Origin of the sequence: Dokdonia sp. Asnod1-B02, assembly GCF_045063955.1 — a bacterium.
Classification (GTDB): Bacteria; Bacteroidota; Bacteroidia; order Flavobacteriales; family Flavobacteriaceae; genus Dokdonia.
The window spans coordinates 3,229,028-3,246,250 of sequence record NZ_JBEFNW010000002.1 but is presented as its reverse complement, the minus strand read 5'-3'; the positions used below and the strand labels follow the sequence as shown (position 1 = coordinate 3,246,250).

The 17,223-nt window shown below is 37.2% G+C and carries 10 protein-coding genes; 5 read left to right on the top strand and 5 right to left on the bottom strand.

All coding sequences use genetic code 11. From position 1 onward, the window contains the following. Nucleotides 1-24 precede the first annotated feature (24 nt). The 3 genes from ACJJVU_RS14525 to ACJJVU_RS14515 all read right to left on the bottom strand — a co-directional run bounded on the left by ACJJVU_RS14525 (nt 25) and on the right by ACJJVU_RS14515 (nt 5,908). Nucleotides 25-1,614, bottom strand: a complete 1,590-nt coding sequence (locus tag ACJJVU_RS14525) for a RagB/SusD family nutrient uptake outer membrane protein (RefSeq protein WP_405226876.1) — start codon at nt 1,612-1,614, stop codon at nt 25-27. Between the two features lie 18 nt (nt 1,615-1,632). After that, nucleotides 1,633-4,701, bottom strand: coding sequence for a SusC/RagA family TonB-linked outer membrane protein (locus ACJJVU_RS14520; protein WP_405226873.1), 3,069 nt, complete (start codon nt 4,699-4,701; stop codon nt 1,633-1,635). Nucleotides 4,702-4,891: 190 nt separating this feature from the next. Then, nucleotides 4,892-5,908, bottom strand: a complete 1,017-nt coding sequence (locus ACJJVU_RS14515; protein WP_405226870.1) for a GntR family transcriptional regulator — start codon at nt 5,906-5,908, stop codon at nt 4,892-4,894. Between the two features lie 65 nt (nt 5,909-5,973). Here ACJJVU_RS14515 and galK point away from each other — a divergent pair, with 65 nt between their 5' ends. Then, on the top strand, nt 5,974-7,227 hold the full coding sequence (galK, locus tag ACJJVU_RS14510) for a galactokinase (protein ID WP_405226868.1): 1,254 nt from the start codon (nt 5,974-5,976) through the stop codon (nt 7,225-7,227). Then, on the top strand, nt 7,224-8,264 hold the full coding sequence (locus ACJJVU_RS14505) for a UDP-glucose--hexose-1-phosphate uridylyltransferase (protein ID WP_405226865.1): 1,041 nt from the start codon (nt 7,224-7,226) through the stop codon (nt 8,262-8,264). The genes galK and ACJJVU_RS14505 overlap by 4 nt, the downstream gene beginning before the upstream one ends. A gap of 3 nt (nt 8,265-8,267) precedes the next feature. Here ACJJVU_RS14505 and murF read toward each other — a convergent pair whose 3' ends face one another. Further along, nucleotides 8,268-9,539, bottom strand: coding sequence for a UDP-N-acetylmuramoyl-tripeptide--D-alanyl-D-alanine ligase (gene murF / locus ACJJVU_RS14500; RefSeq protein WP_405226862.1), 1,272 nt, complete (start codon nt 9,537-9,539; stop codon nt 8,268-8,270). A 71-nt stretch (nt 9,540-9,610) separates the two neighbouring features. Then, entirely contained in the window at nt 9,611-11,272 is a 1,662-nt protein-coding gene (gene gldJ / locus ACJJVU_RS14495) for a gliding motility lipoprotein GldJ (RefSeq protein WP_298326904.1), read from the bottom strand. A 213-nt stretch (nt 11,273-11,485) separates the two neighbouring features. Between gldJ and porU the strand changes: the two genes are divergently transcribed. From porU to ACJJVU_RS14480, 3 genes are read left to right on the top strand one after another with little or no spacing between them, the layout of a single operon-like run. Further along, nucleotides 11,486-15,295 carry a type IX secretion system sortase PorU gene (gene porU, locus ACJJVU_RS14490; RefSeq protein WP_405226859.1) on the top strand — a complete coding sequence of 1,270 codons (3,810 nt, stop codon included), beginning with the start codon at nt 11,486-11,488 and terminating at the stop codon, nt 15,293-15,295. A gap of 45 nt (nt 15,296-15,340) precedes the next feature. Then, nucleotides 15,341-16,534: a type IX secretion system outer membrane channel protein PorV gene (gene porV / locus ACJJVU_RS14485; protein ID WP_405226856.1), complete on the top strand. Its 1,194-nt coding sequence runs from the start codon at nt 15,341-15,343 to the stop codon at nt 16,532-16,534. A 31-nt stretch (nt 16,535-16,565) separates the two neighbouring features. After that, nucleotides 16,566-17,048 (top strand): cytidine deaminase, encoded by a 483-nt coding sequence (locus tag ACJJVU_RS14480; RefSeq protein ID WP_405226853.1) that lies wholly within the window; start codon nt 16,566-16,568, stop codon nt 17,046-17,048. Nucleotides 17,049-17,223: the final 175 nt, after the last annotated feature.

Here is a 17,223-nt window from a genome sequence, read left to right as displayed (position 1 = left end):
AAACAAATAAATTTTTAATTAAGATTAGTACCCTGAGTTCTGAGAAAGATTAGGGTTTGCTTGTAATTCTGATAAAGGAATCCATAGTCTCTCATCTTGTCCAGGTGTAAAGAAGGCACTAGGTCCAGCAAGCGATTTAGGGTGATTACCACCTGCAACGGTAGAGCCTTGTCCCATAATCTCCTCTGCAATACCCCAACGTACAATATCAAAGAAACGATGTCCTTCTCCTGTAAGTTCCATAATGCGCTCATCTATTATTGCCTGTCTAAGATCTCCTTCTGAGATATCCTCAGGAAGTGCTTCTATATCTGCTCTAAGTCTAACTTGGTTTACAAAACCTACTGCATCGCTAGGACCAGCACTTTCATTAATTGCTTCGGCAAGCATTAATAGTACATCTGAGTAACGTATGATTCTCCAGTTTGTTCCTAGTGTATGTCCAAATCCAGGGATGTCTGCACTAGATAATCCAGACTCTATACCTGAGTATTTTACACCAAAAATAGGCTCAATTCCTAAGGAGTTTGCTGTTTCTATACTAGGTGCAAAGTCTGTTGTAAAAGGAGCTCCACCATATCCTGTTGCTCCAGGAAAATCATATACCATCGTCGCGTTACGTCTCACGGTATCATCATTATCTGTAAATACATCCCTGATATGTGTGTTGATTACATGTCCTTGATCTAAACTAATGTGTGGTGGAGTGTAATCAATGTGCCAGTTAGATTGTGTTCCTGTAAGTGGAGCATCTGCTCCCCATACAAAATTATCTTGTGCTACATACTGAAGTTCATAAACTGATTCTTGATTATTTTCGGCAGTTGGATCAGAACTAAAATTATCTGCATATGCCTCTGTTGGAAGTAGTGAATAGCCTAGTGATGCTACTTGATTAAGGTCTGTAACTGCATTAGTCCATTCTTGCATATATAAATATGTTTTACCTCTAAGAGCAAGGGCTGCTCCTTTTGTAGGTCTACCTACGTCACTCGCTCCCCATTCTTGTGGTAATCTCGTTGCTGCCTCAGTGAGATCTGCAATGATAGCTTCATTAAACTGCTCTTTAGTTGCATTTGGAGGAAAAAACTCTTCTGGATTTGATGAGTCTGGTGTACTTAACACCAAAGGAGCTGTCTCAAATAAATTAACCAAATACCAGTTGCAAAATGCACGTTGAAAATAAGCCTGTCCTAAGATTTCATTTTGAACATCTCCAGAGAGTACACCATTCTCTGCATCTTCTTCTATAATCTTGTTAGCACGAGAAATAGATTGATATAGTTGTGGATATAAGTCTACAGCCCAACGAGAAATCCCAGGTTGTCCTTCTAAGGTAGACATTGTAGTGTTTTGCTGAAAAGGAATCACGTTATATGCATCAGATCTCAACATAGCACCTGTGTGAATCACCCGCCCCCAGAAAAGCACTGCTGTTACAGGATGATACATTCCATTTACGGCAAGTCTAAAATCTGCTTCAGATTGAAAAAATTCTGGTTCTGCAACGTTATTAGGATTTGAAATAACTAAATCCTCCTCATCACAACTGTACAACATGGCTACAGAAAGGAGCACGACTACAAACGGTAGTAACTGTTTTATTGTTTTCATATTATTCTTTTATTTAAATTAAAATGACATCTGGATTCCCATAATGAATGTACGAGGTCTAGGTTGTGATCTCACATCAAGCCCTCTATCAAAAACAGAATCTGAGTTAGTACTAGGTGAGAAGCCAAAGAAACCACGGTTAGTACCTAACCCACTGTTGTTTGATCCTACCTCTGGATCGTATCCAGAATAATTAGTAATTGTAAATAGATTTTGCACGTTTGCAAAGACTCTCACATTTGTTACCCATTCCTTACCTACAAAATCTGTAAGATTATACCCTACCTCTAATGTTTTAAGACGTAAGAAGGAACCATCTTCTACAAAGAAATCTGACGGTAACTGGTTACCTGCTGCATCTTGTGTAGAAACACGAGGGAGATTTGTGTCCGTATTCTGTGGGGTGTAGGCGTCTCTTACAATGCCTAATTTGTTGTCATCTAAGAAGAAATATCCAAAGAACTTAGTTACGTTATAGATTTCGTTTCCTTGAACACCGTTAAAGAATGCACCAAAGTCCCAATTCTTATAATTTGCTGAAAGATTTATACCGTATGAGAAATCTGGTGTAGGATCTCCTAAAGATGTTTGATCTTCATCATTGATGATACCATCACGATTGATATCTACTCTTCTAAAATCACCAGGTAATAATAGCGCACGTCTAGCAGGATCATTTGCTAAGAATGGATCATTGTCAATCTCTGCTTGATCATTGTAAATCCCATCTGTTTTAAAGCCAAAGAAGAAACCTAAAGGCTGTCCTACCTCAAATCTGTTTGCTCTTAAACCTTCTTCATTATATGAAGGACCTACAATCGGGTTGGGGGAACTTGTAAGCTCATTTCTTATGGCAGAAACATTAAATCCCACATTAAAAGTAAAATCTCCACCCTTATCATAATTGTACTCTGCTTCAAATTCAAAACCTTTGTTATTAATAGATGAAGCGTTCTGGAATACAGGAGTAACAGATCCATTAGAGTCAGGAATTGCTACTGCTTGAATTACATCATCATTATCTCTATTGAAGTAATCAAAACTTACTCGTAAATCATTGTCAAGTAACCTCGCATCTACTCCAAAGTTAATTGTCTTTGACGTTTCAAAACTAAGGGTTGGGTCTACTAAGCTTGTAATTGCAAATCCTGGAATTTGTCCTCCAGCTCCACCTACAGTAAAAGGTGAAGATGATCCTACAACAGATTGATTTGAATATGGGTCAACATTTTGAGAACCTAACTCACCATAACCTGCACGAGCTTTTAAACTATTAAAGAGTCCATCTTTATTAAAAAAGTCTTCATCACTTATAACCCATCCTGCAGAGAATGAAGGGAAAGTACCTGTGTTGAAACCATCTGCAAAAAGTGATGTCTTATCCCTACGCACAATGGCAGTAAATAAATACTTCTTTGCGTAATTATAATTTAAACGCCCAAAGGTTGAGAACAATTTATTATCAAAACGACCTCCACCAGTATTTATAATATTTGAGGCAAATTGAGCTACGTTTGTAATATTATTACTAGGTAATCCTTCTGCATATATAGCTATGCTGTTTTGAGTAATATCTTGGCGTGCTCCACCTAGTAGGATATCAAAATTATGTTCACCTACAGACTTTTTAAAGTTTATAGTAGGTTCTACGTTTGTAGCATAACGCTCGCCTCTTACCTCAGTAAGGTCATTAAGTGGATTTGCATTGGTTTCACTATCTATGTTACTCTGGAAAAAAGTAGGTTGGAACGTGTTTGTGTAAAAACTTGTGTATTCTGTTCCAAAATTAACTTTAGCAGTAAGACCTTCTATAATCTCGTATGAGATATTAATATTCCCTAGAAAGTTACGTTGCGTATTTGCATCTTTTACTAGCTGGGCATTTGCAAACTTATTAGTGCCTCCTATACCAAAAGAAGGATCACTAATTGCTTCAAAACCTCCTTCATTTTCAGGGGCGAAAGGGCGAATGATAGGTACTGTTCCTCCTTGGTTACCAAAAGCGTTATTACGAGTAAAACGACTTTCAGAAAAGCCAAAGGATTCTTGAATCTTTATTTTGCCTAAATCAAATTCACTATTTAGACGTACATTTTTACGATTAAAATTCTCACTTATTAGTAAGCCTTCTTCATCATAATAGTTTGCGCTAAAGAAGTAACGAGAGTTCTCACCACCGCCAGATACATTAAATCCATAATCTTGAATTTCTCCAGAATTAATAGATAGATCTTGAAAATCTGTATCAATTCCTGGGTCTACAATGTTTCCCTCAAGACCATCATTAATACGACGTTGATTTAAAAAGTTAATGTATTCCGGGCCATTTAGTAAGTCTAGCTCTTTCGATTGAGTATTAATTCCGCTTCTTAAGTCAATATTTACAGTAGGAGCAGAGTTGTTCTTTCCTCTATTTGTGGTAACGATAATAACTCCATTTGCCGCACGTGAACCGTAAATAGCGGCAGAAGTCGCGTCTTTTAATACTTGAAGGTTTACAATATCTTTAGGATTAAGAAAGTTTATATTTTCTGAAATGGCGCCATCTACTACATATAAAGGAAAAGAGTTTGTGAGCGAACTAACACCACGCACAAAAACGTTTGCAGGGCTTCCAGGCGCACCACCAGCTGTTTCTACTTGTACCCCAGCAAGCTTTCCTTGTAAGGCAGCTGTAGGATTTGCGGTTACTACCTGAGCGATGTCTTTTGTTTTAATTTGTGATATCGCACCTGTTATATCTCTTTTAGATTGAGAGCCAAAACCTACAATGACAACTTCGTCTAGTGCTCCAGCATCTGCCTCAAGTTTGATATTAATAGAAGATTTTCCATTTACAGGAACCTCTTGTTTTACAAAGCCTGTGTAGGAGAATACGATAACCGCGTCATCTGCAACATTAATTGAATAATTTCCATCGAAGTCTGTAGTGGTCCCATTAGTGGTTCCTTTCTCTAGAATGTTTACTCCAGGTAAAGGACCTAATGCCTCAGTAACTGTTCCAGAGACGGTAGTTTGCGCCCAGATGCCTACGCTGGTTAGAATCAGGAATAACAGCAAGAGCGGTTTAAGTAATATTCGATTCATACGATTAGTTTTAAAATTAGATTAATATTGATTTGATAGCAATGGCAATAAATAGTACTATGATACACTATGCTACTTTTCAAAAATAGAATAATTTTCTCAATATGAAAATAATTTTACATATAAAATGAATATGTCGTTATTAAGTGGCTATATAATTATCGAATTGATAATTGGCTGTAAAGTGTCTTTATAAGGAATTACGTTCTCTCAGGTATGTAGGGATAACTTCTTGGATAGCTGTTCCTTCTTTTACAAATAGAGCGGCTCGTTTAGCCATTAACTCAAAATCTGTTGAAATTGTTGTGATTCCTCCGAATGCGATTTCCTTTACAATATTATCGTCATGGGCAAGAATGCCTATGTCTCTTCCTATTCTATATTCTAATTTTCTGGCATCTTTTAAAATCTGCCAAAGATTAGAATCGCTTATTGTAAAGAAGGCAGTTTTCTTTTTTAGAATTTTTGATTTGTAATCGGTAACTACTTCTCCATTGATGTTAAAGTCATTTGTAAACCTCTGGAAAGCCTTTAGTATTCCGGCAGGGAGATCTGTATTTGCTTTATAAAAAAGAATAAAGCGATCATATTTTTTAATACTCGGTGCTAGATCAACAAGATGCTCATATGTTATTTGTTCAAATTCTTGAGTTGCATATGAGTAATCTTTTGGCATTTTTAATTGCCTGTCTACCACTATTAATTTATCTGAAGGTATTGTTTTTAACATGGTTTGAACCTCTGGATCCTGTATAGGTGCAACAATATATGCTCCATATTTTCGAGATATATTATTCATAAGAGTTTTAAAGAGCTCAAGATTATTATGATGAAAAAATACATCTATCTGAAAGCGTTTACCCAGCTCTTTGCGCACAGTATTATAAAAGTCTTCTTGAAAACTATGAAAGGCAAAAAGGATAAGTGCTACCTTTAGAGTAACATTAGTTTCTACACTAATTATGTAGTACCCTTTTAAATTTTTAGATTCGACTAGACCTCGTTCTTTAAGCTCTGTGTAAGCTTTTACTATAGTTTTTCTAGCGTAGCCTATCTCTGCAACCATCTCATTAATGGATGGAAGTTTGTCATCTACCTTTAAAATTCCAGCATCAATAGCATTAATAATCCCAAAAACAATCTGTTCGTGTTTTGAGATAGATACAATATTCTTGAGGTCTTGTATTTTTTCAAAGAGTGGTTTCATACACGACTAATGTACTAAAATGTAAAAATAAGAACACGCTTTGTCTTCTTTAAAAGCTTTTTTTAGTGGTTGTAGTGTTTTATGTGATTTTGATTTTTATATTTGACGTAGCACAGAGTAGCATAGTTTTGCTTTCGCGAAAGCGTAACCTTAATAATATCACCTTATCTATGAAAAAGAGTCACCGTACCTTTATAGAGCATTTTAAGCCTGAACTGAAAGTGTATTCTCCTGGTCGAATTAATTTTATTGGAGAGCATACTGATTACAATCAAGGTTTTGTTTTGCCAACTGCTATAGATAAAAAAATCACCTTTTCTTTTAAAAGAAATAACTCTCCAAACGTGTGTAATGTTTTGAGTACTAATTATAATGCCTTTTTAGAATTTGATTTAGACCAAGTGTTTCCTAGTAAGGTCTCTTGGGAAAATTACATACTTGGAGTTGTTTTTGAGATTCAAAAAATATCAGATAAATTAGAGGGTTTTGACTGTTTAATAGAAAGTGAGCTTCCGGAAGGGTCAGGGATATCCTCATCTGCAGCTTTAGAATGTGGTCTAGCTTCTGGATTAAATGAGTTATTTGATCTTGGTATTACAAAGGAGGAACTCGTTTTTCTTTCACAAAAAGCAGAGCACTTATTTGTGGGTACTAAGTGTGGTATTATGGATCAATATGCTTCTATAATGAGTAGGGCAGATCAAGTAATTTTATTAGACTGTAAAACACAACAGCATCGATATATCAATGCAAGTTTTGATCCTTATGAAATTGTACTTTTAAATACGAATGTAACTCATAGCCTAGCAGATAGTGAATATAATACGCGACGTAAAGAATGTGAGACTGTTGTGGATCACGTAAGGAATCACCATCCAGAAGTAGATTCTTTGAGAGATGTTACAATAGCTCTTTTAAACGAGAGTCGGGATGATATTTCACAGGTTTTATATGAAAGAGCGTCTTATGTTATTGAAGAGAATGATAGGGTTCTTAATGCAGCGGGAGCTCTTGAGGAAGGAAGTTTAGTCCGCTTTGGAGAATTGATGTATGCCTCACATGAGGGGTTGCGTCATAAGTATGGGGTAAGCTGTAATGAGTTAGACTTCTTGGTAGATTTTTCTAAGAATTATCCAGAGGTTATAGGTTCTAGAATGATGGGTGGAGGTTTTGGTGGATGTACTATTAATCTCATTCACAAAGATAAAGTGGGTGATTACATTAAGAAAGTGAGCCCCATTTATAAGAAAAGATTCGGAATAACACTAAATGCATTTGTTACAACAGCAAGTGAGGGAACTTTAATAGATAGATTATGAGCACAGAAATGGATTTTCCGCACAGGAGATTTAATATTTTAACGGGAGATTGGATTCTTGTTTCACCACACCGTACAAAACGACCTTGGCAAGGTAAAGTAGAAGAACCTGCGAGATTTCCAACGGATGTCTATGATGCAAGCTGTTACCTTTGTCCTACAAATAAAAGGATGAGTGGTGAGGTAAATCCTGCGTATACTAATCCTTATGCATTTACAAATGATTTTGCTGCGATATTTCCTAACGAAGAAACGACTGCGGTATCAGATAAGTTATTGATGGCAGAGCCAGAAAGTGGTGTTTGTCGTGTTGTGTGTTTTTCGCCCAACCACTCATTAACGCTTCCCTTAATGGAAAATAAGGATATCGTTAAGGTAATAGAGCTCTGGCAAGATGAATACCGTGATCTTGGTGCTGTACAAGATATTAATCACGTCCAGATTTTTGAAAACAAAGGCGCTATTATGGGGTGTAGTAACCCACATCCACATGGGCAAATATGGGCGCAAAAGTCTATTCCAGAAGAGGTGGCAAGAAAAACGAAAAACCAAAAAGAATATTACGATAAAAAAGGAACTTCCTTGTTAGGAGATTACCTCACGCAAGAGCTTATGGAAGATGAGCGTATCATTTTTGAGAATGATCATTTTGTAGCGCTAGTTCCATATTGGGCCATTTGGCCATATGAGACTATGATAATTCCTAAGCGAGTAGTGGGTAGTATTACTGCGCTTTCAAGTGAAGAAGTAGCCGCCTATGCAGAAGCAATAAAAGTACTGACTATTAAATATGATAATATTTTTAAAACCTCTTTTCCATACTCTAGTGGTATTCACCAAGCTCCTACAGACGGTGAGGAACATCCGGAATGGCACATGCATATGTCGTTCTATCCTCCATTGTTGAGGTCTGCTACGGTTAAGAAATTTATGGTGGGGTACGAGTTGTTTGCAAATCCTCAACGAGATATTTCAGCAGAGAAAGCAGCTTCCACTATAAAAGAGCAGCCTTCTGTTCACTACACTTTAGCGTTATAATATCTATGTAAGCAAATCTAGTATTCGCTCCATTTTCATTCCTCTAGAACCCTTTATAAGTACGGTTGCGCCGGTTGGAATTTGGTTTGAATACGCTTTCGCGAAAGCATTATAATCTCCATAAACCTCTTGGTTCACATGAGGTGCCAAAGTGCCGAAGTCTGGACCTATTGCATACACTTGGTCAATACTAAAGTGATGCGCTAAATCTAACATCGCTTGATGTTCTGCTTTTGAGGTGACACCTACTTCAAACATATTACCTATGAACGCAATGGTCTTAGTGTTTGTAGCCTTTAAATTTTCTAGGGCTGCTGCCATGCTCGTAGGGTTTGCATTATATGCGTCTAGAATTATGCTATAAGAATCTTTCTTTATGATTTGAGAGCGATTATTTGCAGGTATGTATTTTTCAATTCCTGACTTAACCTGATCAACAGACAGGTCAAAATAAGTGCCTATCGCAATGGCAACAGCAATATTTGTATAGTTATAGATGCCTATGAGTTGGCTATTGATAGTGGTTTCCTTAAACGATAGTTTGAGATTCTCAGACCCATCTATTAAGCTGATAGGGTAGTTACTTTCTGTAGAGCCAAATGTTTGTAAAGTAATGCCAGTAGCTTTTTCCGCTTGGAGCTTGTCTGTGTCGTTTATAAAGGCCATTTCCTTATTAACTCTAAGGTAATTATAAAGTTCACTTTTTCCTTTTATAACACCTTCAAACCCTCCAAAACCTTCAAGGTGTGCCTTTCCAAAGTTTGTGATATACCCAAAGTTAGGTTGGGCAATCTCACATAGCATTGCAATTTCGCCTTGATGATTTGCACCCATTTCTACAATACCTATCTCTGTAGTCGTATCCATAGATAAGAGGGTAAGTGGTACTCCAATGTGGTTGTTGAGGTTCCCTCTAGTAGCTACAGTTACATACTTTTCAGAAAGGACTGCGTTTATAAGCTCTTTTGTAGTGGTTTTTCCATTGCTTCCAGTAAGACCTATTATAGGTAGGTTAAGATAATTGCGGTGGTAGTTTGCTAGTTGTTGCAATGTTTTAAGAGCGTCATCTACCAGCACCGTATAATCATCTTCATATTCTTTTTCATCAATCACTGCGAGCCTAGCGCCATCTAGTAATGCTTGTTTTGCAAACTTATTACCATTAAAATTATCTCCTTTTAAAGAGATATAAATCTGATTTTTTTGTAAAGATCTTGTGTCAGTACAAACTCCGTTACTGTTTAAAAAATGGAAGTGTAGCTCTGCAATGGTCATAATGATAGTAAATTTTAATATGAAAAAAGCCCTCGTAAGAGGGCTTTTAAAAATACTGTAAAAAGAGAATGTTATCTAGCTCTTTTTCCTTTTTTAGATTTTGAGCCCACTCTTGACATAGCGCAACGGAAACCAATATCGTCTGACGCCATTCCTTGTGGAAGGAATCTTCTTTGTGCTGGATCTAACCAGTATGCTCTATCTCTCCAAGAACCTCCTTTGTAAACACGTACTTCGTCATTTACTAAAGATGTTCTATTGTTAGACTCATCATAACGACGGTCCATTTTCCCTGCGCTGTCTCTCTCTACTTTATGTTGAGGAGCGTTGTACATGTTTTTTCCAGAATCTGGATTATCTACATCTTCATTAAAAGATTCAAAATATCTTGTAGATCTTCTATCTCCATCTCTAAAGTTACGGTTGTCACTTGTAGAGAATTGTGTTCTTAAATAAGTCTCATCTTCGTCTACAGGTACTTGAAGGATCTCTCCTGGTAAGTCTCTAGCGATAATGCTTCCATTTGCTAGTGTGTCATATACGATAGAATCTACAGTAACGATTTTTACTTTACCATCTTCTCCTATAGCGTTCTTTGTATATACGTTTCCTCTGTAGTAGTTAAAGTCGTTAAACTCATCATCAACAATAGGACGATAAACATCTGCAACCCACTCAGAAACGTTTCCAGCCATGTCGTAAACGCCAAAGTCGTTAGGCTCATAGCTCTTTACTTCTGCAGTAATATCTGCATTATCATCAGACCATCCAGCGATACCACCGTAATCTCCATCTGCTTGTTTAAAATTTGCTAAATGATCTCCACGTGTACGACGATCTGAAGATCTTGTGTAAGAACCATCCCAAGGATATTTCTTACGACCACGGTATACATTGTAGCTTCTTAATTCTGTAAGACCAAGAGCTGCATATTCCCACTCTGCCTCTGTAGGGAGTCTGTACTTAGGAAGAAGTATTCCGTCTGTACGTTGTATAAAAATATTTGTACTATCATTTTGCTTCATACGACGCTCACTAGAACGACCACCTCTTGCAAGACTATCACTTCCACCATACGTAAGTGTAGGGGCATTTAAATAAGTTTCTGTATCAAAAGTAGAACCAGCATCTACATCAAAACGAGCACCTCTTGCTGTATAACCTTGTTCTTCTAGAATAAGTTCATTTACTCTGTTTGATCTCCAGTTTGCATATTCTACAGCTTGTATCCAGCTTACACCTACTACAGGGTAGTTTGCATATGCTGGGTGACGAAGGTAGTTTTCTGTCATAGTTTCATTAAAACCAAGACGATTTCTCCATACTAACGTATCAGGTAGTGCACCTTTGTAAATGTTACGGTAATTTTCTTCTTCTGGAGGGAATACTTTCTTTAAGTAATCTAGGTATTCTAGATACATACCATTAGTAACCTCAGTTTCATCTATGTAAAAAGATTGAACGTGTTGCTGGTTTGGAGAGTTATTCCAGTCGTGCATTACATCATCTTGTACTTTACCCATAGTAAAAGTACCTCCTTCTACAAACACAAGACCAGGTCCAGTGGCCTGTTCTTCATAGTCTGTTTTAAGCTTAAAACCTCCGTTTTTACCATCGACTTTCCAGCCAGTTCCTCTAGAACTGTCTTTGTAATCGTTTGATTTGCTACAACTTGCGACTGTAATCGAAATCACGGCAAGTGCCAGCATTTTTAATGCAAAGTGTAGTTTCATAGGTAATTATGTTCAATGTATTTGGGATTGCAAGATAGTAATAACTCGTTAAAGTGCAAGCAATTTACGATGTCGAGCCCAAAAAAAATTCGTTGGTTATGGTTAACTCATTAGTAACGGCGCTATTTATTCTTTATTATTGTCTTAAGTAAAAAAAACTACACTACAACTATCAGTTAATAATAAGCCGTACAGGCTTTCGTTATCCTACTAATGAAAACGTTACTCTCACTATTTTTAATATTTATAGGGATTTGCACATCTGCACAGTCAGAGCAAATGGTTATAAACTGGGAAGGTGCTTTAAAAATCACCCAGAAAGGTAGTACGCTAGAAGTAATGAATCTTGTGGTGAGTGAACAAGGTGAGTACATTTATAGTATGCAGTGGGATGCTAGAAGTGCAATTGATCCCCAATCTTCAAAATTTGTAAATGTAAAATTAGAGACTGTTCCTCAGTCGTGGCTCAACGCTATTGATAAAAAGCAATTATCCTCAGAGGTTAGCTATCAATTCCATACATCTAAAGCACGTAACACATATTATAGTGTATTAGAAATTTCACCTTTCATAACAAAGAACGGTCAGGTGATGAAGGTTATCTCTGGTGATGTGATGTTCGCTTTCGCGAAAGCGCAACAACTACAACGAGCGCCTCTTGTAATAAGCAATTCATTATTGGCTACTGGAGACTACTATAAATTCTACGTTGAGGAATCTGGAATACACGCTATTAATAGAAGTTTTTTGCAGAGTCTAGGGGTCGATGTAAATGGAATTAATCCAGAGCAGATAAAAGTGTATGGTTATGGAGGTTCTCCTTTGCCTTTGCGTAATAGCGATAACGAGAATTTTGATCTTAGGGAAATTCCTATTCAAGTACTAGGAGGTGGTGATGGGACTTTTGATAATGATGATAGGATTCTCTTTTATGGCGAGAGTACAAGAAAATATCATGAAGAATTAGATACTCATATTAATCCATACGAGGACAGATCGTATTACTATGTAACAGTTGCTGGTGTAAATGGGCAGCGTGTGAGTCCGTATGTAGAGCCATCTGGAGCTGCGGTTATCACATATGATACATATAAGGACTATCAATTTCATGAGGAGGATGAAAATAGCTTAGTAAAAATAGGTAGACGCTGGTTTGGTGAGCGTTTTAGTTTTGAGAATGAACAGTCTTTTGATTTTAATTTTGAAAATGCAGTCCCGGGACAAACAGCTACCTTAAGAGTAGAAGTTGCAGCTACATCAGAAAGTGTAACATCTTTTGATGTGCTTATTAATGGTACTTCTGTGGGATCTATTAACATTCTTGCGATAAGTGATATTGTCCTAGCCAGAGGTGGTTCTCTTGATATTGAGGTGCCTGTGTCAGGTAGTGAAATGGTTGTAACGCTTGTATATAATAATAGCGGTAATCCATCTAGTGTGGGATACCTTGATTTTATAAGTCTCGATGTAGACTCACAGTTAAGTGGCACTGGGAATCAATTTACCTTTAGTAATCCAGATGCAGGTATGCAGTTAGGAGTAGGTGCGTATTCATTAAGTAATATGCAAGGTTATACTCAAATCTGGGATGTAACCGATCAAACAGCGATAAGAACTTTGGAGCTAGATGGGGAACAGAATGTCTCTTTCAAAAGTTTGTTAGGTACAGAAAGAATATTTGTAGCTGTTACCCCATCTGATTACTTGACACCTTTTCGCGAAAGCGGAAATACGCAGTTAGCTAATCAAAATTTGAAAGGGACTATTTTTCAAAACAATAGTGGTGATTTTGAAGATGTAGATTACTTGATGATTACAGGTGATTTGTTGCTTTCTCAAGCTGAAAGACTAGCGCAACATAATAGAAATTTTAGAGGACTTAATGTAAAGACAGTTACACTTGAGCAAATTTATAATGAATTTGGAGGTGGTAAAGCAGATATAGGTGCGATTAGAAACTTTATAAAATATGTTTATGATAATGCATCCTCAGACGCTGGGAGATTAAAATATGTATGCCTTTTTGGCGACACCTCGGTGGACTATAAAAATCGTATTTCAGGGAATAATAATGTGATGCCTACCTATCAAACTTTTGATAGTTTTAGCCTGGTGCGTTCCTTTATGAGTGATGATTTCTACGGTTCATTAGATCCATCTGAAGGAACAATGATTGCGTCAGATAAGTTAGATCTAGCTGTAGGAAGAATTATTGTCGATTCGCCTAGTCTTGCCGCTACGGTAGTTGATAAAATCATTAATTATGATGCTCGTGAGTCTTATGGTCGCTGGCGAAATAATTTTGTGTTAGTGTCAGATGATGTAGATGAGGTCTTTGAATTTGCTCAGTTGCAAGGAACTTTAGATAATCTTGGTGATCAAATAAGTGTAGAGAAGCCTTTTGTAAATGTTATAAAGATACATAGTGATGCATTTCAACAGCAATCATCTGCTGGGGGAGATAGATATCCTCAGGTAAACGAAGCCATTGAAAATGCAGTTGAGGTAGGTTCGCTTGTAGTGACATATCTAGGTCATGGAGGTGAAGAACTTCTCGCAGCCGAAGCTATAGTGACACAAAACGAAATTAATAACCTAGATAATGGCGCACGTTTGCCGCTTGTGGTAACTGTTACGTGTGAGTTTGGGAAGTTTGACAATCCTGAACGTCCTACGGGAGGAGAAGCATTGTTTTGGAATGCCGATGGTGGAGCAGTAGGTCTAGTTACCACGACGCGAGAAATCACAGTAACTCTCGGGGTTAATTTTAATAACTCACTAGTCGAGCAGCTATTTTCCTTTGGTACAAATGAAGTGAAAAGTGTAGCCGAGAATATTAGAGCCTCAAAAAATGGAATATCAGATCCGTTACGTAGGGTGATTTTCTTTGTAGGTGATCCTGCCATGAAACTTGCTTTCCCTAAGCCAGACATACAGCTATCTGCAATTAATGATGTGCCAGTAGGGACTGAGCTTCCTGTGTTAAAGGCGCTTGACCTAGTTAAGGTAAATGGTCGGGTTACCTCACAGGGAGGTCAAATGCTTACGGATTATAATGGCACACTAGCAGTTACTTTATATGATAAACGTATAGATAGACAGACGCTGGGTAATGATGGTGTAGTTATAGGTGGAGAGCTCGCAATTATGGACTTTACAACGCTAGGTGCTATTCTTTATAGAGGGCAGGCATCTGTAACGAATGGTAATTTTGAATTTACATTTAGAATGCCTCGTGATACGGCAATACCACTAGGTAATGGTCGGCTTAATTTTTATTCAGAACGATTAGGAGTATTAGAAGATCAGACAGGTGTAGATGAAACTATAATTATAGGAGGTCTTAACGAGAATGCCCCAGAAGATAACCTAGGCCCTAGGATTAATTTATTTATGAATGATGAAAACTTTGTAAATGGAGGTATTACAAACGACTCTCCTATTATACTTGCAAAACTAGAAGATGAAAACGGGATTAATACCGCTAGTGGTATAGGTCATGATATTGTGGCAATAATAGATGGTGACGAGACGAATCCTATTATAATGAATGACTTTTATGAGACAGAGGTGGATGATTTTATGAAGGGTACTGCTGCTCGTAAGATTAGAAACTTAGAGCCTGGACCACATACCTTGTCATTCAAGGCATGGGATGTATATAATAATTCATCTACGGCAGAGCTGCAGTTTGTAGTACTGGGAGATGAAGAATTAGAGCTCGAAAATGTCCTTAATTATCCTAATCCATTTGTTAACTATACAGAATTTTGGTTCAATCATAATCGTCCTTTTGAGCCTCTTGATGTGCAGGTTCAAATTTTTACGGTAAGTGGTAAAGTGGTGAAAACCATTAATCAGACGGTCGTAACAGAAGGGTTCTTGTCACGTACAATTACATGGGATGGTCTTGATGATTTTGGTCAAGCTATCGGAAAAGGAGTATATGTGTATAAGATAACTGTTAAATCTACGTTAACTAACAAGCGGGTGGAGAAAATAGAGAAGCTCGTAATCCTCTAATCATAATCATAGAAAAGTCTATATTTGTTTTAAATGCCTCAACATATGAATAAAGTTTTTACACTATTAGGAGTAGTTTTTTGTAGCGTGTTTGCTACTAGCGTTCAAGCGCAAGATCAACCTAATACTATTACAACGGCAGTGCCATTTTTAGTCATAGCTGCAGATGCTCGTGCTGCTGGTATGGGTGAGCAAGGAGTTGCTACTAGTCCAGATGCGTATGGAGTTCAATGGAATCCTGCAAAACTAGCATTCCTCCCTAATCAACATAACGTAGGTATTAATTATACGCCTTACTTAGGTAACTTAGTGAATGATATAGGGATACTTCAAGCAGTATATGCAAATCGCATTGATGAACGTAGTGCTTTTGCTGCTAGTATAAGATATTTTAGTCTTGGTACTATTAATACACGAAACGATGCCCAAGATCCAGGTCTCGATGTAAAGCCTAACGAATTTGCAATTGATGCAACGTATGCACTTAAGCTTGATGATCAATTCTCTATGGCGGTGTCTGGGCGTTTCTTACAAAGTAACTTACGTATACAACAGTTAGATCAATTTGCAGATGCAAGTCCTGCAAGTTCTTTTGGAGTAGATATCTCAGGATATTATCAGTCTGAAGAGCAGGTATATGGTAATTTTGATGGTAGGTGGAGAGCAGGTTTTAATATTTCAAACATAGGGCCTAAAATCAAGTATGATGATGCTGGGCAAGAAAATTTTATTCCAACCAACTTAAAGCTTGGTGGTGGATTTGACTTTATACTAGATAGCTATAATAAGATTTTTGTAGGTCTTGAATTTAATAAATTACTTGTTCCTACACCTCCTATTCGTGGTCGAGCAGATACTAATGGTGACGGAGAAATCACTCAAGATGATGACGTCGTGATCTTAGCAGGTCAAGATGATGATGTAAACTTCTTCTCGGGAATCTTTCAATCTTTTGGTGATGCGCCAGATGGATTTAGTGAAGAACTTAAGGAAGTTACATGGTCACTTGCTACAGAATATACTTATAATGATGTTTTTGCGTTGAGAGCTGGTTATTTTAACGAAAGTGATATTAAAGGAGCTCGTAAATTTGCAACATTAGGAGCAGGTTTTGAGTTTAATGCGATAGATGTAGATCTTTCTTATCTTTTCTCAACTGGTTCTGTTATTAGTCCTCTAGAAAGTACACTCCGATTTGGACTTACCTTTCATTTTGGAGATGAGTACGACGAGTATTAAAACATGATATTTGCGAAAGCGAAAAAAGCTTATGAAAAAAATAAAAATTGAATCGTTTCTAGATGTGTACCCTTCAAAAGATGCACTTCCAGAAGCGATTTCATCATTAATGGATGCTGCCTTTGAAGCAAGAGAAAAGGCATATGCACCTTATTCAGACTTTTTAGTAGGAGCTGCATTGCTTCTAGATAATGGAGTTGTAGTTACTGGTAATAATCAAGAGAATGCCTGCTATCCTGGTGGTTTGTGTGCTGAGAGAACGGCTATTTTTTATGCATCTTCACAATATCCAGACGCTGTGATGGTCTCAATGGCAATCACGGCGAGAGCAAAAGATAAGGAAACCACGGTGCCTATTCCTCCATGCGGTATCTGTCGTCAGGCTATTGCAGAGTATGAAATAAAGCAAAAATCACCTATCTCGCTCTATTTTATGGGTGAGCGAGGAGAGGTTTTAAAGAGTGAATCTTTAGAAAATATACTTCCACTATTGTTTACTTCAAAATATTTGTAGTTTCTGTTGGACGTTGCTAGGCTTTGTGATTGACTTAAGTAAGCTGTTGTTTTTGTGTAAAGTACGCTTTCGCGAAAGCTAAAAAGTGCTACTATAAATTTACGATAGCGTTTGCGTAACTTTTCCTTGCATTCAATTTTACCATATCTTCTTAATTGGTTATTTTTGTTACTCG

What these genes read in the sequence shown, in the direction of transcription:
- porV (WP_405226856.1), top strand. Translation starts at nt 15,341, where the DNA reads ATGAATAAAGTTTTTACACTATTAGGAGTAGTTTTTTGTAGCGTGTTT.
- porU (WP_405226859.1), top strand. Translation starts at nt 11,486, where the DNA reads ATGAAAACGTTACTCTCACTATTTTTAATATTTATAGGGATTTGCACA.
- ACJJVU_RS14525 (WP_405226876.1), bottom strand. Translation starts at nt 1,614, where the DNA reads ATGAAAACAATAAAACAGTTACTACCGTTTGTAGTCGTGCTCCTTTCT.
- ACJJVU_RS14505 (WP_405226865.1), top strand. Translation starts at nt 7,224, where the DNA reads ATGAGCACAGAAATGGATTTTCCGCACAGGAGATTTAATATTTTAACG.
- gldJ (WP_298326904.1), bottom strand. Translation starts at nt 11,272, where the DNA reads ATGAAACTACACTTTGCATTAAAAATGCTGGCACTTGCCGTGATTTCG.
- murF (WP_405226862.1), bottom strand. Translation starts at nt 9,539, where the DNA reads ATGACCATTGCAGAGCTACACTTCCATTTTTTAAACAGTAACGGAGTT.
- ACJJVU_RS14520 (WP_405226873.1), bottom strand. Translation starts at nt 4,701, where the DNA reads ATGAATCGAATATTACTTAAACCGCTCTTGCTGTTATTCCTGATTCTA.
- ACJJVU_RS14515 (WP_405226870.1), bottom strand. Translation starts at nt 5,908, where the DNA reads ATGAAACCACTCTTTGAAAAAATACAAGACCTCAAGAATATTGTATCT.
- ACJJVU_RS14480 (WP_405226853.1), top strand. Translation starts at nt 16,566, where the DNA reads ATGAAAAAAATAAAAATTGAATCGTTTCTAGATGTGTACCCTTCAAAA.